This is a genomic window from Providencia sp. PROV272, from assembly GCF_049901975.1.
GTDB lineage: Bacteria > Pseudomonadota > Gammaproteobacteria > Enterobacterales > Enterobacteriaceae > Providencia > Providencia stuartii.
Genome location: NZ_CP096291.1, coordinates 1,496,911 through 1,522,855 on the forward strand (window position 1 = coordinate 1,496,911; position 25,945 = coordinate 1,522,855).

The 25,945-nt window shown below is 40.3% G+C and carries 21 protein-coding genes; 7 read left to right on the plus strand and 14 right to left on the minus strand.

All coding sequences use genetic code 11. The features are described 5' to 3' along the window. Positions 1-106 precede the first annotated feature (106 nt). Positions 107-931 (minus strand): helix-turn-helix transcriptional regulator, encoded by an 825-nt coding sequence (locus M1E93_RS06685; RefSeq protein WP_004921678.1) that lies wholly within the window; start codon positions 929-931, stop codon positions 107-109. A 156-nt stretch (positions 932-1,087) separates the two neighbouring features. After that, entirely contained in the window at positions 1,088-2,035 is a 948-nt protein-coding gene (locus M1E93_RS06690) for an IS30 family transposase (RefSeq protein WP_140035165.1), read from the minus strand. 369 nt (positions 2,036-2,404) lie between these two features. Between M1E93_RS06690 and mdlC the strand changes: the two genes are divergently transcribed. After that, on the plus strand, positions 2,405-4,036 hold the full coding sequence (gene mdlC / locus M1E93_RS06695) for a benzoylformate decarboxylase (protein WP_154625300.1): 1,632 nt from the start codon (positions 2,405-2,407) through the stop codon (positions 4,034-4,036). A 64-nt stretch (positions 4,037-4,100) separates the two neighbouring features. Further along, complete coding sequence (locus M1E93_RS06700; RefSeq protein ID WP_014656374.1) at positions 4,101-5,051, plus strand: AEC family transporter; 951 nt, start codon at positions 4,101-4,103, stop codon at positions 5,049-5,051. A 505-nt stretch (positions 5,052-5,556) separates the two neighbouring features. Here the strand turns inward: M1E93_RS06700 and M1E93_RS06705 are convergent. The 8 genes from M1E93_RS06705 to M1E93_RS06740 all read right to left on the minus strand — a co-directional run bounded on the left by M1E93_RS06705 (position 5,557) and on the right by M1E93_RS06740 (position 15,405). Next, positions 5,557-6,516 carry a hypothetical protein gene (locus M1E93_RS06705; RefSeq protein ID WP_230085154.1) on the minus strand — a complete coding sequence of 320 codons (960 nt, stop codon included), beginning with the start codon at positions 6,514-6,516 and terminating at the stop codon, positions 5,557-5,559. Positions 6,517-6,746: 230 nt separating this feature from the next. After that, positions 6,747-8,378: a sodium/sugar symporter gene (locus M1E93_RS06710; RefSeq protein WP_040133336.1), complete on the minus strand. Its 1,632-nt coding sequence runs from the start codon at positions 8,376-8,378 to the stop codon at positions 6,747-6,749. 253 nt (positions 8,379-8,631) lie between these two features. Next, positions 8,632-9,639: a substrate-binding domain-containing protein gene (locus M1E93_RS06715; RefSeq protein ID WP_004921645.1), complete on the minus strand. Its 1,008-nt coding sequence runs from the start codon at positions 9,637-9,639 to the stop codon at positions 8,632-8,634. Positions 9,640-9,771: 132 nt separating this feature from the next. Further along, positions 9,772-10,812, minus strand: a complete 1,041-nt coding sequence (gene galM / locus M1E93_RS06720) for a galactose-1-epimerase (RefSeq protein WP_040133337.1) — start codon at positions 10,810-10,812, stop codon at positions 9,772-9,774. 19 nt (positions 10,813-10,831) lie between these two features. Then, the gene (galK, locus tag M1E93_RS06725) at positions 10,832-11,992 is read right to left on the minus strand and encodes a galactokinase (RefSeq protein WP_426207280.1); all 1,161 of its coding nucleotides are present in this window, start codon (positions 11,990-11,992) and stop codon (positions 10,832-10,834) included. A gap of 78 nt (positions 11,993-12,070) precedes the next feature. Beyond that, positions 12,071-13,123, minus strand: coding sequence for a UDP-glucose--hexose-1-phosphate uridylyltransferase (locus M1E93_RS06730; protein WP_004921656.1), 1,053 nt, complete (start codon positions 13,121-13,123; stop codon positions 12,071-12,073). Positions 13,124-13,147: 24 nt separating this feature from the next. Further along, positions 13,148-14,173 carry a UDP-glucose 4-epimerase GalE gene (galE, locus tag M1E93_RS06735; protein ID WP_004921658.1) on the minus strand — a complete coding sequence of 342 codons (1,026 nt, stop codon included), beginning with the start codon at positions 14,171-14,173 and terminating at the stop codon, positions 13,148-13,150. A gap of 302 nt (positions 14,174-14,475) precedes the next feature. Then, the gene (locus M1E93_RS06740; RefSeq protein ID WP_014656378.1) at positions 14,476-15,405 is read right to left on the minus strand and encodes a cation diffusion facilitator family transporter; all 930 of its coding nucleotides are present in this window, start codon (positions 15,403-15,405) and stop codon (positions 14,476-14,478) included. Positions 15,406-15,701: 296 nt separating this feature from the next. Here M1E93_RS06740 and M1E93_RS06745 point away from each other — a divergent pair, with 296 nt between their 5' ends. Continuing rightward, a complete protein-coding gene (locus tag M1E93_RS06745; protein ID WP_014656379.1) occupies positions 15,702-16,139 on the plus strand; it encodes a universal stress protein in 438 nt (145 codons plus the stop codon). Positions 16,140-16,187: 48 nt separating this feature from the next. Here M1E93_RS06745 and eco read toward each other — a convergent pair whose 3' ends face one another. Further along, positions 16,188-16,664 carry a serine protease inhibitor ecotin gene (gene eco / locus M1E93_RS06750; protein WP_004921671.1) on the minus strand — a complete coding sequence of 159 codons (477 nt, stop codon included), beginning with the start codon at positions 16,662-16,664 and terminating at the stop codon, positions 16,188-16,190. Between the two features lie 271 nt (positions 16,665-16,935). Here eco and M1E93_RS06755 point away from each other — a divergent pair, with 271 nt between their 5' ends. The 3 genes from M1E93_RS06755 to M1E93_RS06765 all read left to right on the plus strand — a co-directional run bounded on the left by M1E93_RS06755 (position 16,936) and on the right by M1E93_RS06765 (position 19,603). Continuing rightward, on the plus strand, positions 16,936-17,154 hold the full coding sequence (locus tag M1E93_RS06755) for a DUF465 domain-containing protein (protein WP_004921673.1): 219 nt from the start codon (positions 16,936-16,938) through the stop codon (positions 17,152-17,154). A gap of 233 nt (positions 17,155-17,387) precedes the next feature. Further along, the gene (locus M1E93_RS06760; RefSeq protein WP_004921676.1) at positions 17,388-17,747 is read left to right on the plus strand and encodes a nitrous oxide-stimulated promoter family protein; all 360 of its coding nucleotides are present in this window, start codon (positions 17,388-17,390) and stop codon (positions 17,745-17,747) included. A 908-nt stretch (positions 17,748-18,655) separates the two neighbouring features. Further along, positions 18,656-19,603 carry an IS30 family transposase gene (locus M1E93_RS06765; protein ID WP_140035165.1) on the plus strand — a complete coding sequence of 316 codons (948 nt, stop codon included), beginning with the start codon at positions 18,656-18,658 and terminating at the stop codon, positions 19,601-19,603. A 761-nt stretch (positions 19,604-20,364) separates the two neighbouring features. Here M1E93_RS06765 and M1E93_RS06770 read toward each other — a convergent pair. From M1E93_RS06770 to prpB, 3 genes are read right to left on the minus strand one after another with little or no spacing between them, the layout of a single operon-like run. After that, positions 20,365-21,813, minus strand: a complete 1,449-nt coding sequence (locus M1E93_RS06770) for a bifunctional 2-methylcitrate dehydratase/aconitate hydratase (protein WP_426207219.1) — start codon at positions 21,811-21,813, stop codon at positions 20,365-20,367. Positions 21,814-21,827: 14 nt separating this feature from the next. Then, complete coding sequence (prpC, locus tag M1E93_RS06775) at positions 21,828-22,991, minus strand: bifunctional 2-methylcitrate synthase/citrate synthase (protein ID WP_036941124.1); 1,164 nt, start codon at positions 22,989-22,991, stop codon at positions 21,828-21,830. Positions 22,992-23,037: 46 nt separating this feature from the next. Further along, positions 23,038-23,922, minus strand: a complete 885-nt coding sequence (gene prpB / locus M1E93_RS06780; protein ID WP_040133335.1) for a methylisocitrate lyase — start codon at positions 23,920-23,922, stop codon at positions 23,038-23,040. A 255-nt stretch (positions 23,923-24,177) separates the two neighbouring features. On the opposite strand from prpB, the gene prpR reads away from it, so the two are divergent. Further along, the gene (prpR, locus tag M1E93_RS06785) at positions 24,178-25,767 is read left to right on the plus strand and encodes a propionate catabolism operon regulatory protein PrpR (RefSeq protein WP_004921616.1); all 1,590 of its coding nucleotides are present in this window, start codon (positions 24,178-24,180) and stop codon (positions 25,765-25,767) included. Positions 25,768-25,945: the final 178 nt, after the last annotated feature.

Genomic DNA, 25,945 nt, shown 5'->3' on the forward strand with positions numbered 1-25,945 from the left:
GTTTAGCTAATTATTATCTGCCTTTCTGTCAGTATATAGGGCAATGCACACATATCTATAACTGACAGGGCAAATGTATTTTTTAGAAATAATCTAAATCATCACATCAGTGAGTCGGTGATCTTGATTTACTTGGCGTATACCCAAAACGCTTACGATAGCTTTGTGTAAAATAAGATTGACTTGAAAAGCCTGCTTCCATTGATATTTCAACGATACTCATTTGAGTATTTACAAGCAATTGATGTGCATACATAATTCTTTTTTCGCTGATCCATGAACGTGGTGAGGTTGAATAAACCGCATTAAATAGTTCTTTAAAAGTTGTTAAGCCCATACCGAATGTTTTCGCAAAATCAGCCAGCTTCCACTCTTTTAAAAAGTTATTTTCCATGAAATTCTGTAATCGTTCTGCTTGTCGATTACTCAGTTGTCTTAAATTAGCCAGCAGCTTTGAGCCTTGTTCACTATAAGAAAGCAATAAAAGAAACTCAGATATACGTAATGTCACCAGTAATCTAGGGTATTGTTGGTCAACGATGGCTTTAAAGCTATTTTTTAATTCATCAATGAGTGTTGATGTAGTAAACCTAATCACATCATAGCTATTGGTTTCTGTACGTTCAATTTCACTCAATTGGCTGCCATAAAGATTAATGAACTCTCGTAAAAATTGATCTTCTAAGGATATCCAAAGAAATTCACAATCTGACTCATCATCCGTGCTTTTTAAAGCATATGAACCTTGTTTGTGATAAAGAATATCACCACAGTGTAGTGTTTCTATTGATGTAGGGCTTTCCCATATCAAGCTGCCCTTTTCAATAATAATTAATCCTTTTGTAGGTTGGTCGATAATAGAATACGGGTTCTCTTTATTAACCAAGACTCTTTTTATACGACGGTTAGTTACATTGCTATCATTTTGCATAACGCATCCTGAGTGTTAATTTTTTAATTAAATGTTGAATTTGTTAATGTAAAGTTAAGGTTGAATTCCTTTATCTATTTATTAGATGAACAATAAATTCATCTTTATCTGATTGATCAAAATTATATAAGGCGGATTCAAGTCCGAAGTGCAACGCTAAGCCGCCTTTCTTAGCTCCGCAAACACCACCGAAGGTTGTCTGAACCCCAGACACTTGCGTGGCCTGCTGTTCAACGCTCCCTGATAGCGTTGTAAGTCTTCTTCTGTCACTGTCCGCAGGTCTGTTCCTTTCGGGATAAACTGTCTTAACAACCCATTCGTATTCTCGTTCAGCCCACGCTCATGCGAGGCATACGGATGGGCAAAGTACGTATCTGCGTTCAGTGCTTCTGCTATCGCCTTGTGCTCACTAAACTCTAGACCGTTATCGAACGTTATTGTGTGACATACATCCTGATACTCACTCAGCAGTGAGATAATGGCCTTACTGACTTCCACCGCATCCTTTGAAAACACCTTTTTTGTCAGGTAAATACGGCTTTTGCGTTCTGCCAGTGTCACGATAGCACCAGTGCCCTGTTTACCCTGCACCAAATCGGCCTCCCAGTCCCCCAGACGGCTACGGTCATCGACGACTGACGGCCGTAGCTCAATGGATACCGCATCAGGGATGCGCCCTCGTTTCTGCCCGTAGCCCTTACGATATCGCCGTTTGCCCTGCCTAAGATGCCTGTACAACTCGCCACCGCTACGCTTATCCGCATAGATATACTGGTAAATCCATTCATGGCTGACGCTAAGACCAATAATGCTGCCAATTGCACTTATTTGCTCAGGACTCCACTTCCACTCCAGAGCAAATATCACGAAATCTATGGTCTGCTGAGGAATTGTCCTTTTGGCAGATGACAGCCGCCTATCACAGCACTTCTGGTGTGCCTGTTGTGGGTTATAACCAGTATCTGAAGTGTTACGCCTCAGTTCACGGGAGACCGTGGACTTGCTTACACCGATACGGATACCTATCTCATGGCAGGATAAATTATCCTCACGCAGTATCGATATCTGGTATCGTTGTCCTTCGGTTAGTTGCTGATACTTCATACTTACTCGCTCATCTTTGGTCGGAAGAGCAGGATAGCTTATCAGTAGCTAACCGTCCTTCCATCTAACATGACCGAGCGTTGCACTTATTATCTGAATTCGCGCAATAAATAATAATCAAAAGTAAATAGTTATTAAATCTAAAACAAATCTATTAATGATTGCGTTAATGTTTATAAATATCAATAGAGTTAATATTAAAATATTATAACTTCATTACATCTTAAATAACTGGTGTTATGATAAATAATCAAGCAACTAAACGAAATTAGATAGTTAACACTCTTCAAAATACCATTGGTGTTTTTCATTTAGCTAGAACCGGCATGACCAATATTAACTTTTATTAATTTAAGGAATTAGTACGATATGAAGACAAAAACTATCCGTGACGTCACCTTTGATTTATTACGTCAGCTTGAACTAACGACTTTATTTGGTAACCCAGGCTCAACAGAGGAGACTTTTTTAAAAAATTTCCCTAAAGATTTTCGTTACATTCAAACATTACACGAATCATCAGCGGTTGGTGCTGCCGACGGCTATGCTCAGGCGACTCGAAAACCAGCTATCGTCAACGTCCATACCTCCGCAGGCCTAAGTAACTCAATGAGTAATATTATGACTGCGGCACAGAATAAAACACCATTAATTATTACTGCGGGTAACCAAACTCGTGAAATGTTGTTAATGGAACCTTGGTTAACCAACGTTTCACCAACAGAACTGCCTAAACCTTGGATAAAATGGAGCTATGAACCTGTCAGAGCAGAAGATGTACCTGCTGCATTTATGCGCGCTTATGCAATGGCATTACAACCACCTGCTGGTCCTGTTTTTTTATCCATTCCGCTAGATGATTGGGATAAACCTGCATTAGGTGATGCTGTAGTACGCACTGTTGCATCACAATTTGCGCCAGACCCTATCCGGATTTCTCAATTTGCCGATAAGCTATCAACGGCTAAAAATCCAGCACTTATATATGGTTCTGGTATTGCTCGAGGGAAAGGCTGGGATATTGGGATTCAATTAGCAGAAAAATTGAATTGCCATGTATTCAATGCCCCCGCGTCAGAGGTGCCCTCATTCCCTGAGAACCATCCTCTTTATGCTGGCGGATTGCCTTTTGCTATTCAACCGTTATCAGAAAAATTGAAAGGCTATGATGTCGCTATTGTTATTGGCGCACCGATATTTCGCTATTATCCTTATGTGGAAGGCGAATATATTCCCGAGGGGTTAAAATTACTGCATATTACTGATGACCCTAATGAATCTGGAAGAGCTCCTGTTGGTGATAGTTTGTTATCTAGCCCGGTGTTAGCATTAGAAGCATTACTCAATCTAGTGCCAAAACGCTCAATAACACCACCTAAAGTTCCGCAACAACATCACAGAATGTCACCTCACCCAGCAGCACCGCCATTACCACATAAAGGTCAACAGCTTTCTGCATTAGAATTATTTCAAGGGTTACGTGAGTTTACTCCCGAAAATACTGTGTTAATCGAAGAATCACCCTCTAATCTTGGTGAATTGCATACCGCATGGCCTATTGATAAGCCAGACTCTTTCTACACTTTTGCAAGCGGAAGCCTTGGCTGGAATTTACCCGCAAGTATTGGTATCGCATTAGCAGAAAGAGATAGCGGTAGAAATCGTCCTGTTCTAGCCATTATCGGTGATGGTTCTTTGCAATATTCAATTCAAGGCCTATGGACAGCTGCTCAACTTAAGCTACCTATATTGTTTGTTGTACCACGAAACTATGAATATGCGATCTTGAAATCCTTTGCTGAATTAGAAGATTCCCCAGGCGTTCCGGGCCTTGACTTGCCTGATATAGATATCACTTCTTTAGCTAAAGGTTATGGTTGTGTTGGCGTACGTGCTGAAACAATAGATGAGATAAGCCAAATATGTAAGGTGGCATTTTCACGTTCAGTTCCTACCGTGATTGAAGTTCCTATTATTCCTACGACACCTCCTTTGTTGTAATTAAATAAACTTGAGGCGCAATGCGTGTTATTGCGCCTTTTTTGCGTATAAAAGAGGTTATCTAATGTTAGATACTATTATTACAGCGTTACTGCCTATTGTGGTTACTCTTTTACTCGGATATTTTGCAGGGTATCGACATGACTTCAATAAGGATCAAGCCACTATATTAAATAAAATGGTTATGTTGTATGCCTTACCATTATTGCTATTTGCAGGAATATTAAGTACTCCATTAACAGAAGTAATCAATAACGTTGATGTTTTCTTGTGGATATTCGTGGGCATGGTGGTGGGGTTTCTTGCTGTTTTCCTTATTTCCCGCTTCATCTTCAAATCTAGCGCTCGTTTAGCCGCATTACGTTCCATTGCTATTGCCGGTCCTGCTGTACCTTTTGTTGGAACCCCTGTATTAGGCGTTCTGTTTACTACAGATGCTGATATTGCAATTGCCGTCGGTAGCTTATTAATGAATTTAATTCAGGTTCCATTAGCATTAGTCTTTTTAGTTGGTGGCGATTCTGACAACACATCAACAAATAAGAAAAGTGTATTTTCAATTGTTGCTAACAGTATAAAAAATGCGTTAATGCAACCTGTCGTATGGGCACCTATCCTAGCTTTTATTTTATTACTGATTGGATTGGATATGCCTAAGTTTTTAAAAGGTTCATTTATTTTATTAGGTCAAGCAACTGGTGGAGTGGCATTATTTGCTGTAGGCGCTGTTCTCTATGCACAAAAAGTGAGTTTTTCTCTATCTGTTATCATAAACGTTCTGAGTAAAAATATTCTATTACCTTTAATTATACTGGTAATTATGATGGCGTTACATATACCTCATGTCGAGCGAGGCTTAGTGTCTGTAACACTGGCTATCCCTACAGCATCAATAGCGGTTATTTTTGCGGTGGAATATAAAACAGGGGAGCAAGAAATGGCATCAACACTATTTTGGAGTACCATTTTATCAGTTATTACAATGGGTGGCTTTATTTGGTTTACAGGAAGTTAAGTTAATTCAACGCTAAACCGATTGAAATTAAACGACCATGGCAGAATGTCAATTTTTCCTCTTACAGACAATACTCTTAAAAGTCTTTCCATGGTCGTTATTTGCATCTGCTTTGCGGTTTCTACTCGTCATCTCTGGCACTGCAAATTTTCGAATACCGTTTTCAAGTGACTCACTACATCGGCATAAAGCTCATCCAACAGTCAAAGGGGAGCCATACGTTATTTCATCGGTAAAATACTCTCGAAAACACCGCCTTTGAAAATATAGCCTATATGTATGATCACGGATATGACGTTGTTATGGATAAAGAAAAAGCGAATTATTATTTAGCACAAGTCAAACTCACAAAAGTTGTGAATACTCTTTCTACCAATACTATCCCTGCCAGATTTATACTGATAAAAAGTAAATGCCCATTAAGATATTAACCCGTGGCTAAATAGATATAACGCTATTTACCACGGCTCTATTCATTTATTATTTCAATTTCTATAGGCTGACTCTATTCTTTCTCTAGCCCATTAATCCGTAGCCACCCTGTTGTGAACGTTCCAGTATTAGGGTTAGTGTAACTTGCGTAAGCAAAACCGGGAAACTCTTGCGCACTAAATAGCCATACTGAATCCCCTTCAATGACATAAGGCTGTCCAGGTTTTTCGCAAGCTAAGGCTGGGTCTTCATAAAAGTAGAGGCGTTTTTCTTTAACTCTATAATTCCCTTTTGATGGCTCCTCAAGCTTATAATAGATATCCTCAGGCTTGGATACGGATTCCACATTTAACCAACCTCTCGCTCTACCATAACTTACAAAGACATATTCATTTTCCTCATCATCAATCATAGAGTTAGCTAGTTGATTAAAAACCTTCACCTTATCATTAGGTATTACAAAATTAATATTACTCTTGCATTCTGGTGTTGGAGCGGAGTGGAAATATGCTTTTTTTTCGCCAACGACCACCCATATATCTGATTTAGGTGAAAAAAATTCAGAACCGATCTGCTCGCGCCGTTGAGAGCAAAACTGCTCTCTTTTAATGCAGTTTTGATATTGCTCCCCTAACTTTTTATCAAACGCCAATTGCTTTAATTTCCGACCATCGCTATCTGTCGTCCATAACGTATTTGATCTCAGTAAATAACTTAAAGTACCTATTGGCCTTTGTAATTGCTCTCCCGGAAGATAATCGCTACAACTATCGATTATGCCTATTTCTAATATATTTTCGTCTTGATAACTGGCATCCATAGAGACTCTATCGGAAGACTTTTTATATTTTACGGCGGGTGGATAATTTGAACTAAGAATAAGATTTTCTAGCTCGGAATAGCAATAATATGACACTTCTTCATTCAGAAATTGAAGGTAACTTTCATCATCTTGGGCATATTCATTTGCACTGACTGATATCGAATGTAGAGTTGTAGTCAGCAAAACTGCAATTTTTAATAAATGGCGCATATACATTCCTTGTTACCCTGAGTAATAACATGTTCATTAAACTGGCCAATATAACGCGTTTACTCATGACATCTTAAAACAAAATATTCAGAAATACCCTCCAATGATTGACAAATTATTAGTGTATTATTCTTTTACTTTCCCAATAAAATAATAAATAAACACCTAAAACTTTATTTATTCGATCTAAAACGGGGACATCTGTCCCCGTTATTGATCAAGCCCATGTCTTACCAAAACAGCGCATACAGTACACACAAGATAATCATGATTGCATAAGAAGCAACGTTGAAGCCTGTTGATGTTTTAAAAGTTTCTGATGTCAGGATAATTGCACCTTGGCTATCATCTTCTTTTGATGTTGTTAAGCTGATCAGCCCAATCACTACCGCAGTAAAGAAGAAGGTATACATCATCTGGTCAAGGAATGGCATACCTAAAGGCATTAACTTCAAGAATAATGCAAACGGAATAGAAAGAAGCACACCAATAATTGCCCCTTTTGCATTCGTTTTTTTCCAGAACAACCCTAACAAGAAGACGGCTAAAATACCTGGGCTAACTAAACCTGTATATTCCTGAATATATTGGAAAGCTTGGCCAATATTCCCCAGTAATGGAGCAATAAAGCAGGCAATAATTAATGCCACGACCGCACTGACTCGACCTACATTAACTAATTTATGATCGCTGGTCGAAGGCGCAATATACTCTTTATAGATATCCATCGTGAAAATGGTTGCGACCGAGTTCAACATTGACGCTAATGATGAAACAATTGCAGCAGCCAATGCCGCAAATACAACCCCTTTCGCTCCGACAGGTAAGAATTGCGTTAACCATGGATAGGCTTTATCGGCCTGTGCGAGCGTTGGAATATGCTCTTGGGCCATTGTACCAAGTCCCGCAAGTAATTGTGGATCAGTGACAATCACATACGCTGCAATCCCTGGAACAACAACAAGGATAGGAACAATTAATTTCAAGAAGGCAGCAAAAACCAGACCTTTTTGTGCTTCATTGATAGATTTAGCCGCTAAAGCGCGTTGGATAATATATTGGTTGAAACCCCAATAATACAAGTTAGCGATCCACAAACCACCAATCAACACCGCAATACCCGGTAAATTGCTAAACTGAGGGTTATCTTGGCTTAAAATCATTTCAAAATGCTGGGGAGCTTCACTAACCATACGGCTCATACCTGCCATGATCCCTGCATCACCACCGATGTAACTCACCGCCATGATAGCCGTCAGTAAGCCACCCAAAATAAGGAAGAAGACTTGAACAACATCGGTCCACGCCACTGCCGATAGACCACCATAAAGAGAGTAGGCAATAGCAAACAGCGCCAAACCCAATATTGCATAAGACATTGGAATGCCAAGGATAGTCTGTAGAGCCAACGCACCTAAATAAAGAACAGATGTTAAGTTAACAAAGACAAATAAAGCTAGCCAAAATACTGCTAAAATCGTTTTTAACGTACGATTAAACCGTTTTTCAACGAATTCAGGGATAGTAAAAATACCCTTATCGATAAAAATAGGCATGAAATATTTAGCAACGATAATTAGCGTTAACGCAGCCATCCACTCATAAGAGGCAATCGCTAATCCGATAGAAAACCCTGAACCTGACATACCGATAAACTGCTCGGCAGAGATGTTTGCAGCTATTAATGAAGAGCCAATTGCCCACCACGGTAATGTTTTTCCTGCTAAGAAATAGTCTTTAGTGCCTTTTTTCTCGCCTTTTTTATTACGAGAAACCCATAAACCGACTGATATGATAATAAGCACATACAGGATAAATATCCCGTAGTCTAATGTGCTCAATCCAACGCCTTCTGTATGCATGATCAAGTTCCTTCACCTTCACCAAATGATTCACCATTAGTGTAAACGTTACCATTACATATCACTGTTAGATTAATCACAGATTTTTATAATAGATTAATTTTATCAACGAAATGTCAAATAATTGTATGTTATTTAACACATTGAAGGCGATTTTACGTACATAAAATGTCCGATTTTGGATTTTTTGAGAAAAAATGTCTCTGGTGGGTCAACGTCATCAAAAGGCATGATAACGTTTACATTGTTGAGATCATGAGGTTTTCAATGGACGTACAGAGTTACGCTGTACCAGTGTAGGGGAATAGATTAAACCACCAGCCTCTATATTTTCATTACGTGCTAAAGCAAGCGCTAATTCAGTGGCACGTTCAGCCATCATTTGGATGGGATAACGAATGGTTGTTAAACGTGGGTGAATATAACGGGCAATCAGTACATCATCAAAACCAATCACGGATACCTGTTCTGGGGAATGAATGTCATTTTCATCAAGTACTGCAATTGCCCCCGCGGCCATAAAATCGTTATACCCGACAACCGCGGTGATCTCTAAGGACTTAGTCAATAGATTAGTCATCGCCTGCTCACCACCCTCACCATAAGGCTTGCCATATTCGATATAGCTTTCAGGTAATGAAATTGCATGTTTTTTCAATGCATCACGATAGCCAAGTAACCGCTGTTCAGCGTCTTCTATTTTATGATCCGATGAAATATAAGCAATTTTAGTATGGCCTTGGCGGATCAAGTGCTCGGTGGCAAGATAGGCACCCTTGTAGTTATTCAACGAAATACAGCGATCAGCAATCGCCTCAATACGTCGATTAATCAATACCATGCTAGGAACTTCTTCGGCAAATTCTATCAGCTCTTCGTCTGACAACGCTTTAGAGTGAATAACGAGGGCATCACAGCGATTATTGATCAGCAATTCGATAGATTGGCGCTCTTCCTGTGCCGTGTGATAACCATTACAAATTAAAATGTGTTTACCATTTTTGTGGGCAACCGCATCAACCGCTTTGACCATCGTACCAAAAAAAGGGTCTGAGACATCATTCACCAATACCCCAATGGTGTTAGAACTTTGATTTACCAATGCGCGAGCGGCTGCATTTGGACGATAACCGAGTTTATTCATGGCACTTTTAACCGCAGCAATCGACATTTTGCTTGCCTTCGGTGATTGATTAATCACTCGAGAAACTGTCGCCACCGACACTCCCGCTTCTCTTGCTACATCTTTGATCGTTGCCATTTTTTACCTCTAAGTTCAGTCGATGCCATTAAACAATGCATTAGTATAAAAAACAATGGGGTATATTATAGATACAATGACCCTACTTTTAATATAGTAATACGAAAAACGCCGCATGAGGCGGCGTTACTCTCAGAAAATAAAGTGATAGCTCGTTTTCTGGTGATATATTTGATTTGGCTGTGAAATACCGCTGTATTGCTCCCCCCATTCAGGGTGGTTAACGGCATCCGGTGGAAACTGAGTTTCAAAGGCCACACCTGAAAACGGGGTATAATGACGTGATTTTCCCGGAACCGAAATCAAATAATTCCCTGTATAAACTTGCATTGCTGGCAAAGTTGTTGCGATATCCATTCGAACATCACCTTCTGGTGAAAAGAGTGAAGCGACCGTTTGCTCACCATCCGTAAGCTCTGGAGCCAAGATCATCGCATGATCATAACCACCAACTGCTTTTTGATCATCGTCTTGCAAAAAATCATAGCCTATACGCTTTTTACGACGAAAATCGAAAAACGTCTCAGAAACATCACGCCATTCGCCTGTTGGGATCCCCCCCTTATCGGTAGGCAGATAATGGGTGGCCGCTAGTTGTAAATCGTGCTCTAAGGCCGTTCTCGCCGAATCTTCCCCTGCTAAATTAAAATAAGCATGATTGGTTAAATTTACAGGGCACAACTCACTCACTTGTGTACGATAGTCGATAATGACTTTATTTTCATCCGTTAATACATAGCGGACTTCAGCTTGTAATTCCCCAGGAAATCCCTGATCGCCATCTTCTGAAACCAACGAAAAAATTGCCTCATATGGGTTAATTTGAGTCACCTTCCAAACACGATAACTAAAATTATCCCGACCGCCATGTAAACAGTGTTCACCTTGATTACTTGTCACCTGATACTCACGACCCGCTAAATTAAAACGGCCATGTGCAATCCGGTTCGCAACTCGCCCAACGGTTGCACCTAGATAAACGCCTTGATCCATTTGGGCCGCCATATTCGGTGAACCGAGTAAAACATCACGTTTACCTGCCGACATGGGTAATATGCAGCTTATCCAACTTGCTCCCAAGGTTGACAATAAAATTTTCATGCCATGTCTGTTGGTCAATGCAATCACTTTAGATGCACGTGCCACATACCCTTGGTCTTTCGATAACTGCATTCTTTTCTCCCTACAATTTTCATGCATTCGCCATGATCCCAGCACCATCACTAGGCTGGCAAACATAAATATCGGCCTTCAGCCCTGTCAGCGCTTGATACTTTTGCTCAACCGCATCAATGACAGGAGTAACGAGTTGCTGTTTCATCAATGCCACCACGCAGCCACCAAAACCGCCGCCTGTCATTCTCACGCCGCCTTGATCCCCTAGAACCGCTTTCACAATCTCTACTAAGGTATCAATCTCTTTTACGGTAATTTCAAAATCATCCCGCATAGAAATATGTGACTGCTCCATCAGCATACTCAATAGGGGAAGATTATTTTCAGTTAAGGCTTTTGCGGCGGCAAGTGTTCTGTCGTTTTCGCTAATAACATGCTTAGCGCGTTTAGCCACTAGAGGTGTCAATTCCCCCTGCTTTTGGGCGAATTGTGCCAATGTAACATCCCGCAAAGCTTTCACGCCGAATTGTTTCGCCGCAGTTTCACATTGCTGACGCCGGATATTATACTCGCTATCCACTAATCCGCGTTTTTTATTTGAATTGATGATCATGACGACAAGATCATCAGGAATTGGAATTGGTGCTAACTCTAGGCTACGGCAATCGATTAACAGTGCATGCCCCTCATCACCGCAAGCAGAAATTAACTGATCCATAATGCCACAATTACAACCGACAAATTGGTTTTCAGCTTGCTGACCATTCAAAGCGATGTCTTGTTGGCTAATCTCCAATTGATACAATATCTTTAATGTCTGTCCAATCACCACTTCCAGTGAAGCCGACGAGCTAAGTCCTGCTCCTTGAGGTACATTGCCACTTACCGCGATTTCACATCCGCCAAATTGATACCCTCTGGCTAATAGATATTTAACGACGCCCCGAATATAGTTTGCCCACATTTTTTCAGGCAAAAATAGGATCTCTTCATCAAGGCTAAACTCATCAATATCATAGTCATAATCGGCTGCAATCACGCGAATTAAACGGTCAGGGCGCTTTCTGGCTGCCGTCATTGTTTGATAATCAATTGTACAAGGTAAAACAAACCCATCATTATAATCAGTGTGTTCACCAATAATATTCACACGTCCTGGCGCTTGCGCATAGACCTCGGGCTGAGCATCAAAGCCCTTAATAAAGGCTTCTGTCACTTTTTGTTGGAGTATTTCGATGCTATTCATAGCAACCTCTCGATAATATCTGGGTAATAATGGAATGGCTCGGCCATGCTGGTTGTATGCTCTAAATATTTACTGCTGCTTGTAGTGAATGTCACTGACACCCCGTAACCTTTCCGCTGCTTGTTCAGGGGTTAAATCACGTTGAGTTTCAGCTAACATTTCATAGCCAACCATAAATTTTTTGATTGTCGCTGAGCGCAACAAAGGCGGATAAAAAAGAGCATGAAGCTGCCAGTGTTCAATCTCTCGGTTATCACTAAAAAATGGAGCGAAATGCCATCCCATCGAGTAAGGGAATGCACAATGAAAGAGATTGTCATAACGACAGGTGAGCTTTTTCAGTGCAACACTAAGGTCATCGCGTATCTCTACACTCATTTCATTCATACGCCGAATATGTATTTTAGGCATTAGCATGGTTTCAAACGGCCAAGCCGCCCAATAAGGCACAACAGCAAGCCAATGTGCTGTTTCCACTACCGTTCTAGAGCCATCTTTCAGCTCTGCCTGTGCATAATCCAACAGTAAATTGCTTCCTTGCTGCTGGTAATACTGTTTTAAGTGCTCATCTTTACGAGCAATTTCATTAGGCAAGAAATCACTCGCCCAAATCTGCCCATGAGGGTGTGGCTGAGAGCACCCCATCACCTCACCTTTATTTTCAAAAACTTGTACCCATAAAAACCGTTGGCTGAGTTCATCAATTTGCTGCTGCCAAGTTTCAATTACACGGCCGATTTGAGCTGTCGATAGTTCAGGTAAAGTCTTACTGTGATCAGGTGAAAAGCAGATCACTCGGCTCAAGCCACTGACCGCTTGTGTTTTAAATAAAGGCGATTGTTCTTTTGGCTGTGCACAAGACCTAGGTAATAGTGCAGAATAATCGTTTTGAAACACATATGTATCTTGATAATCAGGATTGATATCACCAGAAACGCGATGGTTGGTTGGGCATAAAAAACAGTTTCCATCGTATTTAGGCAGTTGTTTCACTTCCACCTTCTCATCTTGCCCACTCCAAGGTCGTTTAGCACGATGAGGTGAGACCAAAACCCATTGTCCTGTTAATGGGTTATAACGCCGATGCGGGCAATCTGATGGGTTGAACGCTATTTTATCCATGATGTTCTATTTCTCCTGTATCTATTACGATTCATAGCCATTAGGGTTTTGAGACTGCCAGCGCCATGAATCCATAGCCATGTCATCAATGGTACGAGTTGCCTTCCAACCAAGTTCGCGCTGTGCTTTTTCTGATGTCGACCAATACTCGGCGATATCACCGGCCCTTCTTGGCACAACAACGTATGGGATTTCCCTGCCGACAGCTTTTTCAAATGCGTGTAGGACTTCCAATACACTCGTTCCTCTCCCCGTACCGAGGTTGTAAATATGTAATCCTGCCTGCTGACTAACCACTTTCAGTGCAGCCACATGCCCATCCGCTAAATCCATAACATGGATATAATCACGCACACCTGTTCCATCAACAGTAGGGTAATCGTTTCCATAAATAGACAATTTTTCTCGTCTGCCAACGGCGACTTGAGCAATATAAGGCGTTAGATTATTCGGTATACCTTGCGGATCTTCCCCCATCAAACCTGAAGGATGGGCACCAACTGGATTGAAATAGCGTAATAAGGTCACAGACCAATTTGGTTCGGCGATCACCAAATCGGATAAACAGCGTTCAACCATGTATTTACTTGTGCCATACGGGCTTTGTGTATTGCCAGTTGGAAAGTTTTCTGTAATAGGCACCGTATCCGGTTCACCGTAAACAGTCGCGGAGGAGCTAAAGATGATACGATGTACGCCAGCACGCTGCATACATTTGGCTAGCACCAAGGTGCCATTAACATTCACATCATAATATTCGAGTGGTTTTTCTACCGACTCACCAACGGCTTTTAACCCCGCAAAATGGATCACTGCGCTGATTTTATGTTCAGAGAAAAGACGGTTTAACAGAGATTCGTCACGAATATCACCTTGATAAAAAAGCGGGCGCACTGCGGTTAGCTTTTCAATACGATTGAGCACTTCCTCTTTCGCATTGCACAAATTATCAATAATGATTGGAGCAAACCCAGCTTGGATCATCTGCACACACGTATGGCTACCAATATACCCCATCCCCCCTGTGACAAGCACTTTTGTTGGCTGCATCGTTTACCCCTTGATTCTATTAAGGATATGAAAATTCACTTTGCAAAGTATAGCAACGGGCTAATACCTTATTCTGTGATCTATCTCGCGATAGTGTAAACGTTTACACAAATAACCACAATAAGGGGCTTTTCAGAGGCGAAGAGCGATGCATTTTCAATATGTTCAACACCGGCCACATAGTGAAACAGTTTGTGAAATAAAGCACGATTGAGATATAAAGAGGTTTAATCAGGAAGATAGTTTGAAGAAAAAACCGAAAGCGAGGTCCTTTCGGTTATTTTTCTATTGGCGGTTTTCAACTAATGAATACATTCTTTATCGTATGGATCTAAGTGAGTCATGACATTGAGGATTTGCGGGTTTTCCATTAATTTATCACGTACATTTACCGCAATTTCATGGCCTGCCACAATCGACATATCACCATCGACCTCTAAATGAACATCAACTAAATAGAAATCGCCCGATTTACGTGTTTTCAAATCGTGAAACCCTTTGATCCCCTCAATGTTTTCAAGCACAGTACGAATTTCTTGCAATGTTTCTTCATCCGCACCTTTATCCATCAGATCTTGCATTGATTGATAAGTAAATTTATAGCCCATGCGGAAAACAAAAGTACCCACAATTAATGCCGCGATAGGGTCAAAAATTTTCAAACCACATAAGCTACCAATAATCCCAATCGCGACAACCAGTGAAGATGCCGCATCTGAACGAGCGTGCCAAGCATTCGCAACCAACATGCTGGAGTTGACCTGATTGGCAACTTTTAACATATAGCGGAAAAGCCCTTCTTTCGCCACCAACGAGACCAATGCTGCGACGAGAGCAATCGTGTGAACTTCTTGGATTAAATCAGGGTCAAGCATTTTTTGTACTGCCGACCAAATCATGCCAACGCCAACAATCAATAAAATAATCCCTAAGATCAATGAAGCACCATTTTCATATCGAAAATGGCCATAAGGATGGTCTTCATCAGGCTTTTTATGACTCTTTTTATTGGCAATTAATACCACAAAGTCAGCAACGAGATCTGATAATGTATGAATACCGTCGGCAATTAACCCTTGAGAATGAGAAATAAAACCAATGATAATCTGCCATATAGAAAGCACCATATTCACAATGACACTGACTAAGGTGCTTTTTTTAGCTGCATGAAACTTTTTCTGCTGAAGAGTAAGCTCATCACCTGTCGTATTTAATATTTTCTCTTTGTCCATAATATATTCTTAATGAAAAGCAAAATAATTATCATTTAATTAAACTTTTTAAATCAATTAGTTACAAAACCAACTGTAAATACTGACATATAATTAAAGAAAAGTCTTGTTATTTAATTGTAGTCTATCGAATTGACTGATAATCGTTATTTTTATTATTTTTGTATTAAATTGAATAGCAGAAAATGATAGTTTTTTTGTTTAAATTACATTGATTTAACAAAAGTTAAATCCTTTATACTATATTAAATCTTAACTGCTATAATGGCTTGAATAAACATATGAATGAGGTGGTTATGTATAATAAAATTTTAGTTCCTATCGACCTATTAGAAGACTCACTTAATCCACAGATCATTAAACATATCGAAGAACTAGCAAAATTAGGCTCACCAGAAATTCATTTTTTATCTGTGATCCCAAGCGCTGAGCTATTTTTTGGTATTGAAGTGACTATCTTACCTGAAAGTCATAAAAACTCGGCAGAACGCTCCGTGCTTGCTCTGAAAGCATTAGAAGACGTGATCAAAGATATTAATATCGCCGGTGAAAGAATTACCTGCAAAATTGGCATTGGCTCCGCCAAAGACGAAATACTCAGTTATGCCGATGATATCGGTGCGAGCTTAATTGTACTCGGCTCTCATCGTCCAAGTGCCTCCACCTATTTATTAGGCTCTACGGCATCAACTATCGTACGCCATGCAAAAACATCTGTCTTAGTTATTAGATAGCCATAAAGGAAAGTGCCACAGCATTAACCGTGGCACTTATAGGATATGTTATTTCTTGACCGAATCGAGCAGTTGATCATCCGTTGACCAAATACGATATTTCACATCCATATCTTTCGGAGCGTAAACTACAATAGGCAATTTGCTGTTATAACGAACAAAAGCATCATCACCAAGTTGCGTAGTCACAAAACGTTCTTTTGCAGGCTCTGAACATGCCATCATCGTTGAAGCGGGCCCTTTAACATCTTCTAACTGATAATAACTATAGCCCCAACCTTCCAGTGTTTTTTCTTCTAGATCGCCCATAAACCATTGACGGTTACAATCTGCTTTAATGGTTTTACCGATCACAAGCTCAACCTGATAATTATCTTCATTCGGTTTTGCTGCCAACTGGATCACATGACGTGTCATGCCATTTTCTGCTTTAGGATAAGGTGCGATCTTTTCTAACTCCCCTGTCGCCATTGCGCAAGACGATACTAAGGCTACTGCCATTACAGATAAAATCGCTTTTTTCATGATAAAATCCTATCAAATGCAATCATATTAATAAAAAATAGAAATCTTTTTACCTAGAGTAAGTGAAAAATACTACAGTTTACACCATGGATAATTCTTAATTTCAAAAATAAGAAAATATAACTATCTAATTCAATCCCATCATAGCTAATTTTAGTAGAATGATCATAAATTTGATAAAAACTATGTAAATTCTTCTCTGTTTTAATGCATAAATAATAGACAGTGCTTATACTGGAGATGAGGCTTAAATACATTCTGAGGAGGTACTATGTTATCTACAGAGCAAGATTTAGTTTCAAAGTTAATATCTACTCATCCCCGCTTCCAAAATCTTTATGAAAAACATCATCAGCTCGATAAAGAGATCAGCAAATTAGAAGGCCCTTCCGGTGCTGGTTATAATGAGCATGTTGCTAAGCTTAAAAAAGAAAAATTGCATATAAAAGACGAAATGCAAAAAATAATGCAATCGGCAAATAAAGGTTAATATTCAATTTACTAGGCTAAATAAGTAAGTTTTTATCTTGTTTTTGGTTTAGTTAAACCTTAATTAACAATTTATATTACTCATTTTCTAGTTAATTTTATCTTATTGTTTATTATGGCATAAGTCGTTACTTATGCCATTTTCGGTTTATCTTCTTATCATGCCGACTTTCTATTCCCTTCAATAACATGTATATTAAATACAATTTATTGTAGATAGATTGAGGTGCACAGATGGTTGGGAAACGTATCCAGCGGGAAATAAAAACTATCGAAAAAATGATCCAACTCTACGAAAAGGCACATCCTGCACCGGCTGATTCGCCAGAACAATATAAAAAGCTCTATGCCTATGCAATTAATCGGCTCGAAAAATGCCGTTATGGAGAGCAAAAGCCTGCTTGTAAACAATGCCCAATACATTGTTACCAGCCAAAAATGCGAGAACAAATGAAAATAGTAATGCGCTGGGCTGGGCCAAAAATGTTACTCCATCACCCCATCTTAGCCATCAGACATTTACTTGATGACCGAAAGCCAGTTCCTGAACTCCCTGAAAGAAAACGTAATAGAAATTCATCCACAGATAATTAACCGCTAGATAACTTTTTATTTACATTGTGATATTCGCTGGGTTTATTAGTTTGCTAAAATATATTGATAATGAGTGTGATGATAATAAAAGAAACAATCATTAAATAATCTTAAAAGCCCCCTTTCTTAACGCCAACTGTTGCCCTATCAATTTATGGCATGCTAATTGTCATTTATCGCTTAGCCCCCTAAACACTTGTAAATCTTTTTTAACTCGTCAATAGGTTGCTTCCTCGACAGAGCTTATATCCATTTCGTTTGAGTGACGTTTCTCTAAAAATTAGTACCCCATGATAACTAATAATCAAAATCTATGTTTATAGAACTATCAAAAACCATACTTTTAGAAAATATGTTTAATAAATGAGATTTCTATCTCAAATATTGTGTGATTTATGTTATTACGACAAATATTTATTATCGTTACATGTAACAAAATTAATTGATAACATGGCTAACAGATAAAAACATAAAATTTATTTATCAGTACTATATTTTCCGATATTAATAACAATAAAAGCTATCACTATATTTTCCTCCTAATATACAGAAAAAGGTGGCTTACCCCATCTAGATCAAAAAACACCAGAATTGAATAAAACCATTAGATTACTTTTTATGCAACTAAAAACCATTTATCAGTATTAATCACTATACAAAAACAACTAACTAGTTATAAATAACTAAAAAACATCTCTAACAATACTTTTCTCGAGCAAAAAAAGATATTAATTCGAAAAATTAGCATTTGGAAACATTTATTAATATTTAGAATTAATCTGTGACACAAAAAAGGCTGATTTACGCGAATTCAGATAATAAGTGCAACGCTCGGTCATGTTAGATGGAAGGACGGTTAGCTACTGATAAGCTATCCTGCTCTTCCGACCAAAGATGAGCGAGTAAGTATGAAGTATCAGCAACTAACCGAAGGACAACGATACCAGATATCGATACTGCGTGAGGATAATTTATCCTGCCATGAGATAGGTATCCGTATCGGTGTAAGCAAGTCCACGGTCTCCCGTGAACTGAGGCGTAACACTTCAGATACTGGTTATAACCCACAACAGGCACACCAGAAGTGCTGTGATAGGCGGCTGTCATCTGCCAAAAGGACAATTCCTCAGCAGACCATAGATTTCGTGATATTTGCTCTGGAGTGGAAGTGGAGTCCTGAGCAAATAAGTGCAATTGGCAGCATTATTGGTCTTAGCGTCAGCCATGAATGGATTTACCAGTATATCTATGCGGATAAGCGTAGCGGTGGCGAGTTGTACAGGCATCTTAGGCAGGGCAAACGGCGATATCGTAAGGGCTACGGGCAGAAACGAGGGCGCATCCCTGATGCGGTATCCATTGAGCTACGGCCGTCAGTCGTCGATGACCGTAGCCGTCTGGGGGACTGGGAGGCCGATTTGGTGCAGGGTAAACAGGGCACTGGTGCTATCGTGACACTGGCAGAACGCAAAAGCCGTATTTACCTGACAAAAAAGGTGTTTTCAAAGGATGCGGTGGAAGTCAGTAAGGCCATTATCTCACTGCTGAGTGAGTATCAGGATGTATGTCACACAATAACGTTCGATAACGGTCTAGAGTTTAGTGAGCACAAGGCGATAGCAGAAGCACTGAACGCAGATACGTACTTTGCCCATCCGTATGCCTCGCATGAGCGTGGGCTGAACGAGAATACGAATGGGTTGTTAAGACAGTTTATCCCGAAAGGAACAGACCTGCGGACAGTGACAGAAGAAGACTTACAACGCTATCAGGGAGCGTTGAACAGCAGGCCACGCAAGTGTCTGGGGTTCAGACAACCTTCGGTGGTGTTTGCGGAGCTAAGAAAGGCGGCTTAGCGTTGCACTTCGGACTTGAATCCGCCTTGAGTGGTTTTGTTTGATAAGGTGTAAGGATTAATTCAAAAAAACATAATATTGCGTTTATTTTGTCTATTTATGATTGCTTTTCTTATAGGCTAAGTTTATTTTTTTTTATATCTTATAAGGTATTTTATCAGTTGGTTTTTTATTTAAGTAAACATTGTCCATAAAATCAATCAATTGAATTTTAAGGTTTATTTCTATTATCTGTTCTGATTTTTTATTTGGATGAGTTTGTTAATAAAATCAATCATATTCGTTTAACTGTGCTATTTATGAATTTTAACTGTTTTTATCGGTGCTGCATCGCTGATTGCTGTATATTGGGAATAATTAATTCTTTTTCCATCTAATGCATTAAGATAACGTAAATTAACATTAACTTTTAACAGATGAACCGATAATTGCTTTTGATGGATTAAAATAAAAATGGAGGTCGGCTTCGCTGATTTTGAGAAGTAATATTGGACTCACTGTTAAATGTGTACATATTGAATCAAAGGTAATTCATATGATAAAACCAGTATCAACTACAAAATTATCACAAGTATCTGCATAGGCAGTTGCAGAAGCTACGAGTATTAAAGTAACCATAGGAAATCGGTGCATAATATCCTTTTAGGTTTATTCAATAGAATTAAAACTAAAATCTATCGCTATTAAAGGGATATTTCATTTAAGAAAATTGGGGATGAGTCGATTATGGGGACAGGGGTCCCCATATTTGGTCATAATGATTAAATAACAAACAAGTCCATAAACGCATTGACCGGCATCGCTTCAAGCAATGGCTTATCAAGTGATGCAGCAAGAATTCGTCTTTGTTGCGTTTCAGGGAACTGACGCGCTAGATTGGTCCTGTATTTCTTTAATAGTAGAGGGATCCCTTCTTTACGGCGACGTTTGTGGCCAACTGGGTATTCGATTAATACTTCATCAAGGCATTGACCATCTTTAAGCTTAATCGTTAACCCATTGGCGATAGAGCGCTTCTCTGGATCATGGTAATCCTGTGTGAAGCTAGGCTCTTCACGGCAAACTATTTTGCTACGTAAGTTATCAATACGTGGGTCATTAGCAATATTATCTTCATAGTCAGCAGCGGTTAAACGCCCAAAAATCAATGGGATCGCAACCATATATTGAATACAGTGGTCTCGGTCAGCTGGGTTATTAAGTGGCCCTTGTTTATCAATAATCCGTACACAAGCTTCATGGGTGCGTATCGATACGCTCTCAATATCATCAGCACTTTTACCAAGTGATTTTAATTGCTCATGCAGTTGTAATGCAGCTTCCACCGCAGTTTGTGCATGGAATTCAGCAGGGAATGAAATTTTAAACAGCACATTCTCCATAACATAAGAGCCATAGGGGCGTTGGAAACGGAAAGCTTGCCCATTAAACAGCGCATCATAGAAGCCCCATGTTTTTGCGGTTAGTGCGCTAGGATAGCCCATTTCACCTTTTTGTGCCATAAGAGCTAGCCGAACTGCTCGAGAGGTTGCATCCCCCGCAGCCCATGATTTACGTGAACCTGTATTTGGTGCATGTCGATAAGTACGTAAACTGTGGCCGTCAATCCAAGCGAGGGATACCGCATTTAATATCTCTTCGCGATTGAGTCCTAACATCTGTGCTACGACGGCGGTAGAGGCTACTTTGACTAAAATAACATGGTCAAGCCCTACCTTATTAAAGGCATTTTCTAAGGCGATACATCCTTGAATTTCATGTGCTTTGATCATAGCGGTGAGCACATGCCGAATTGTTAAAGGTGGTTTACCTTTTGCGAGCGTTTCTCGCGATAACCAATCCGCGACCGCGAGAATACCGCCTAAGTTATCAGAGGGATGGCCCCACTCAGCGGCAAGCCAAGTATCATTAAAATCTAACCAGCGGATCATGGTGCCAATATTGAAAGCGGCCTGTACAGGGTCGAGTTGAAATTGCGTGCCAGGTACTTTTGCGCCATTAGGCACGACCGTACCTGGAACGATAGGACCGAGCAATTTTTTACATGCAGGATACTCGAGCGACTCCATACCGCAACCAAGCGTGTCTAGAAAGCAATAATAGGCGGTGTCATAAGCTAAGTCAGAGACGATGGGATATTCGGTGACATAATCGACGATATCACTGATCACTTTATCGAATTCTTGCTGATTTAAGGTAGCTGTTGTCATTGATATGATCCTTATTAACGCTGTTCCATGCGAGTAAATAGTTTGTTTTCTGGGCCAATATAGTTAGCAGAAGGGCGAATAATTTTATTATCTTGGCGCTGCTCGATGATGTGTGCAGACCAACCTGCGGTTCGTGCCATAACAAACAGTGGGGTAAACATGGCGGTCGGAATTCCCATCAAATGATAAGTGACTGCGGAGAACCAATCTAAATTCGGGAACATATTTTTTTCACGCTTCATCACCGACTCTAAATGGTGCGCGATATCATAAAGTTGACGGTTTAAATTTTGCTCAGACAGTTGCAGTGCTACCGATTTAATAATGGGGTGACGGGGATCTGCAAGGGTATAAACGGGATGACCGAAGCCGATGATCACCTCTGATTTAGCGAGACGCGCCATAATATCGCGTTCCGCTTCCTCAATAGAGGCATAGCGTTGTTGTATCTCTAAAGAAACCTCATTTGCTCCACCATGCTTAGGCCCACGTAATGCTGCGATTGCTCCTGTTATTGCAGAGTAAAAATCGGTGCCTGTTCCGGCAATGACACGAGCAGCAAAAGTGGAGGCATTAAATTCATGTTCAGCGTAGAGAATAGAGGCTATGTGCATGAAACGTTCCCACTGCGCTGGTGGCTTCTTACCGTGTAAAAGATGCAGAAAATGTGCGCCAATCGACTCATCATCGGTTTCTGTTTCAATTCGGCGTCCATGATGGCTAAAGTGATACCAATACAGCAGCATGGAGCCGAGAGAGGCAAGTAACCTGTCAGCAATCTCTTTGGCTCCGGCTAATGTGTGCGCCTCTTTTTCAGGTAAAACACAACCCATGACAGAAACGCCTGTACGCATCACATCCATGGGATGGGCATTTGCAGGGATTGATTCTAAGGTTTGTTTTACACTGGCGGGTAAGCCCCTTAATGCCTTTAATTTTTCTTTATAAGCCGTTAACTCAGAGCTCGTGGGGAGCTTTTCATGAATGAGGAGGTAAGCGACCTCTTCAAATTCACACTGAGTAGCGAGATCGTGTATATCATAGCCTCGGTAGTGCAAATCATTGCCATTTTTACCGACAGTACAAAGTGCGGTATTCCCCGCGGCGATACCTGAAAGTGCAACGGATTTTTTGGGTTTAAATTGCGATGTGTTAGAAGTGTTCAGTTGTTCAGTCATCGGATCATCCTTTGTAGGGTTTGCACAACGTGTTTTATTGAATTAATTATTTCTGTTGTGAAAATAAGGCATCTAATTTTTGTTCATAATCGTAATAGTTAATACTTTGGTACAACTCGTCACGGGTCTGCATGATTGGCACAACACTTTTTTGCGTACCCTCTTGACGTAAAGTGGTATAAACCTGCTCTGCGGCTTTATTCATTGCACGGAAAGCAGAAAGGGGATACAGCGCAATCGCAATGCCAACACTGCGTAACTCATCAAGGGTAAAGAGTGGGGTTTTCCCAAACTCAGTCAGATTGGCAAGGACAGGTACTTGAGTATGATTGACGAATTGTTGATACATGCTTAATTCGGTTATTGCCTCAGGGAAGAGCATATCAGCCCCCGCTTCGATATAGGCATGCGCTCTTTCTAGAGCGGCCTCTAACCCTTCAACGGCGAGAGCATCAGTCCGAGCCATGATCACAAAATTATCATCAACACGCGCATCGACCGCAGCTTTAATGCGATCAACCATCTCTTGTGTAGAGACTATTTCTTTGTTTGGTCGGTGACCACAACGCTTTGCTCCGACCTGATCTTCTAAATGTAGGCCGGCTGCACCTGCTTTATAGATAGATTTCACTGTCCTAGCGACATTAAATGCGGAGGGGCCAAAACCAATATCGGCATCTACCATTAAAGGGAGATCACACACATCGGTGATGCGCCGAATATCAATTAAAACATCGTCTAAAGTGGAAATTCCTAAATCGGGTAAGCCTAAAGAGCCAGCCGCTACGCCACCACCAGAAAGATAAATGGCTTTGTAACCTGCACGCTGGGCAAGTAAGGCATGATTGGCATTGATCGTGCCAACTAGCTGTAGAGGTGTTTCACTATCCAATGCATTACGAAACGCTTGTCCGGCTGAAATAGATGACATAGAAAGCCTCATGTTATCAAAGTGCTAATAAAGTGTAGCTGAGTTTGTTTTAATTATGCGTAGCAAGTGCCGTGCCATAATCGCCGAATAATGGGATAATTATTTTATTTATTGAAAATCAATTAGATGTGAATAGTGTTGTTTTTGTGAGCTAACTTGGAGTTTTGTATAAAGCCATTGTGTTGTTTCAATGAAACAGTGCTAATGTCTATTGAAACATTATATGAAACGTAATTGGGTTTCAGGATCAAACTTATGCAAAAACCAATTATTTGGACAGTTTCTGTCTCTCGATTATTTACACTATTTCGTGATATCAGCCCAGAATTTAGCGCTCAAGCGGAGATAACACCACTCAATATGGGGTTTGAGCAGGCGGCAGAAGAGGTGCGTGAACGGCTCAAAACCGGGCATTGTGATGCAATAATTAGTGCTGGTTCAAATGGCGCTTACTTAAAAAGTCACGTATCGGTTCCGGTGATCATCGTTAAAGTCAGTGGATTCGATGTGATGCAAGCGCTCGCGAAAGCACGTGAGATCAGTCATAAAGTTGGCATTATTAATTATCAAAAAATTATCCCTTCATTAGATGAGTTTCAAAGAAACTTTGGTTTGCGCATTGAACAACGTAGCTATATCACCGCAGAGGATGCGAGGGCGCAATTAAAGTCATTAAAAGCCATGGGGATCAATGTGGTTGTTGGTGCAGGGCTGATTATGGATCTTGCCCAAGAGTTGGGAATGACGGGGATCTTTATTTATTCAACCGAAACAATACGCCAAGCTTTTTACGATGCTATTGAATTAAGTCGCATTTCTTACGATCAAAAAACCACACCAATCGGTTATCAGCCAGAAAACACAACCAAGGTACGACATACAATCAATGACTTAATTGGTGCTTCCCCTTTAATGGAACGAGTACGCCAAGAGATTATGCTTTACGCGCGCTCTGAGGCAACAGTGTTAATTCAAGGGGAAAGTGGCACAGGGAAGGAAATGGTGGCGCAAGCTATCCATCATGAATATCGATTATTTAATCAGCATAAAAGAAAGGCACCTATGCCATTTGTTGCTGTCAACTGTGGTGCTATCCCTGAAAATTTATTAGAAGCAGAGCTATTTGGCTATGAAGAAGGAGCATTTACTGGCTCTCGGCGTGGAGGGCGAGCAGGTTTATTTGAAATGGCAAATGGCGGCACCTTATTTTTAGATGAAATAGGGGAAATGCCATTAGCGTTGCAAACTCGGTTGTTAAGGGTATTGGAAGAAATGACGGTGGTACGTATTGGCGGATATCGCCCATTACAGGTGAACGTCCGTGTCATTTGTGCGACCCACTGTGACCTTGATAATTGGGTAAAAGAAGGGCGTTTTAGAGCCGATTTATTTTATCGACTGGGTGTTTTACGCATGAAAGTACCTTCATTACATGAACGCGGAGAGGATATCTATATGCTAGCAGAGCGGCTACTAAAACTGGCATTTGCTGGCTTACAACAATCACTGCCCGCATTTAGAGTTCAGCAACTATTTAGTTGCCGTGATTTTTTTAAGCACTATTTATGGCCGGGTAACGTGCGTGAATTACGCAACTTAATGGAACGAGTGGCGTTATATTGCAGCGCATATCCAGATAAAGCGATTACGCAAACGATGTTGGTAAGTTTATCGCCTGAACGTGAAACGGTGACGGCGGATTTTACACAAGCTAAGCAAGTCGGTGCCTCACTTTCTGAGGTGATGGATTATTTTAAAGGGGATAGACAAGCCGTTGCACGTTATTTAGGAATAAGCCGCACAACATTATGGCGGAGATTAAAGCAGGAAAACGAACAAAATTAATTCAAACGACGTTAATTGCCGATAAATACGATTTTCAATTATAAAAATGAATAAAAAAGATAATTAATCCTAGTAAGAACCTATCCCAAAAGGAATTGTCAGATAATACATAATGATAATTTATGAGGGCAACGTATGGTAGGTAATAAGTGGCAAATCAGTGATGAACTCTGGGAGA

What these genes read in the sequence shown, in the direction of transcription:
- M1E93_RS06685 (WP_004921678.1), bottom strand. Translation starts at nt 931, where the DNA reads ATGCAAAATGATAGCAATGTAACTAACCGTCGTATAAAAAGAGTCTTG.
- M1E93_RS06690 (WP_140035165.1), bottom strand. Translation starts at nt 2,035, where the DNA reads ATGAAGTATCAGCAACTAACCGAAGGACAACGATACCAGATATCGATA.
- mdlC (WP_154625300.1), top strand. Translation starts at nt 2,405, where the DNA reads ATGAAGACAAAAACTATCCGTGACGTCACCTTTGATTTATTACGTCAG.
- M1E93_RS06700 (WP_014656374.1), top strand. Translation starts at nt 4,101, where the DNA reads ATGTTAGATACTATTATTACAGCGTTACTGCCTATTGTGGTTACTCTT.
- M1E93_RS06705 (WP_230085154.1), bottom strand. Translation starts at nt 6,516, where the DNA reads ATGCGCCATTTATTAAAAATTGCAGTTTTGCTGACTACAACTCTACAT.
- M1E93_RS06710 (WP_040133336.1), bottom strand. Translation starts at nt 8,378, where the DNA reads ATGCATACAGAAGGCGTTGGATTGAGCACATTAGACTACGGGATATTT.
- M1E93_RS06715 (WP_004921645.1), bottom strand. Translation starts at nt 9,639, where the DNA reads ATGGCAACGATCAAAGATGTAGCAAGAGAAGCGGGAGTGTCGGTGGCG.
- galM (WP_040133337.1), bottom strand. Translation starts at nt 10,812, where the DNA reads ATGCAGTTATCGAAAGACCAAGGGTATGTGGCACGTGCATCTAAAGTG.
- M1E93_RS06730 (WP_004921656.1), bottom strand. Translation starts at nt 13,123, where the DNA reads ATGGATAAAATAGCGTTCAACCCATCAGATTGCCCGCATCGGCGTTAT.
- galE (WP_004921658.1), bottom strand. Translation starts at nt 14,173, where the DNA reads ATGCAGCCAACAAAAGTGCTTGTCACAGGGGGGATGGGGTATATTGGT.
- M1E93_RS06740 (WP_014656378.1), bottom strand. Translation starts at nt 15,405, where the DNA reads ATGGACAAAGAGAAAATATTAAATACGACAGGTGATGAGCTTACTCTT.
- M1E93_RS06745 (WP_014656379.1), top strand. Translation starts at nt 15,702, where the DNA reads ATGTATAATAAAATTTTAGTTCCTATCGACCTATTAGAAGACTCACTT.
- eco (WP_004921671.1), bottom strand. Translation starts at nt 16,664, where the DNA reads ATGAAAAAAGCGATTTTATCTGTAATGGCAGTAGCCTTAGTATCGTCT.
- M1E93_RS06755 (WP_004921673.1), top strand. Translation starts at nt 16,936, where the DNA reads ATGTTATCTACAGAGCAAGATTTAGTTTCAAAGTTAATATCTACTCAT.
- M1E93_RS06760 (WP_004921676.1), top strand. Translation starts at nt 17,388, where the DNA reads ATGGTTGGGAAACGTATCCAGCGGGAAATAAAAACTATCGAAAAAATG.
- M1E93_RS06765 (WP_140035165.1), top strand. Translation starts at nt 18,656, where the DNA reads ATGAAGTATCAGCAACTAACCGAAGGACAACGATACCAGATATCGATA.
- M1E93_RS06770 (WP_426207219.1), bottom strand. Translation starts at nt 21,813, where the DNA reads ATGACAACAGCTACCTTAAATCAGCAAGAATTCGATAAAGTGATCAGT.
- prpC (WP_036941124.1), bottom strand. Translation starts at nt 22,991, where the DNA reads ATGACTGAACAACTGAACACTTCTAACACATCGCAATTTAAACCCAAA.
- prpB (WP_040133335.1), bottom strand. Translation starts at nt 23,922, where the DNA reads ATGTCATCTATTTCAGCCGGACAAGCGTTTCGTAATGCATTGGATAGT.
- prpR (WP_004921616.1), top strand. Translation starts at nt 24,178, where the DNA reads ATGCAAAAACCAATTATTTGGACAGTTTCTGTCTCTCGATTATTTACA.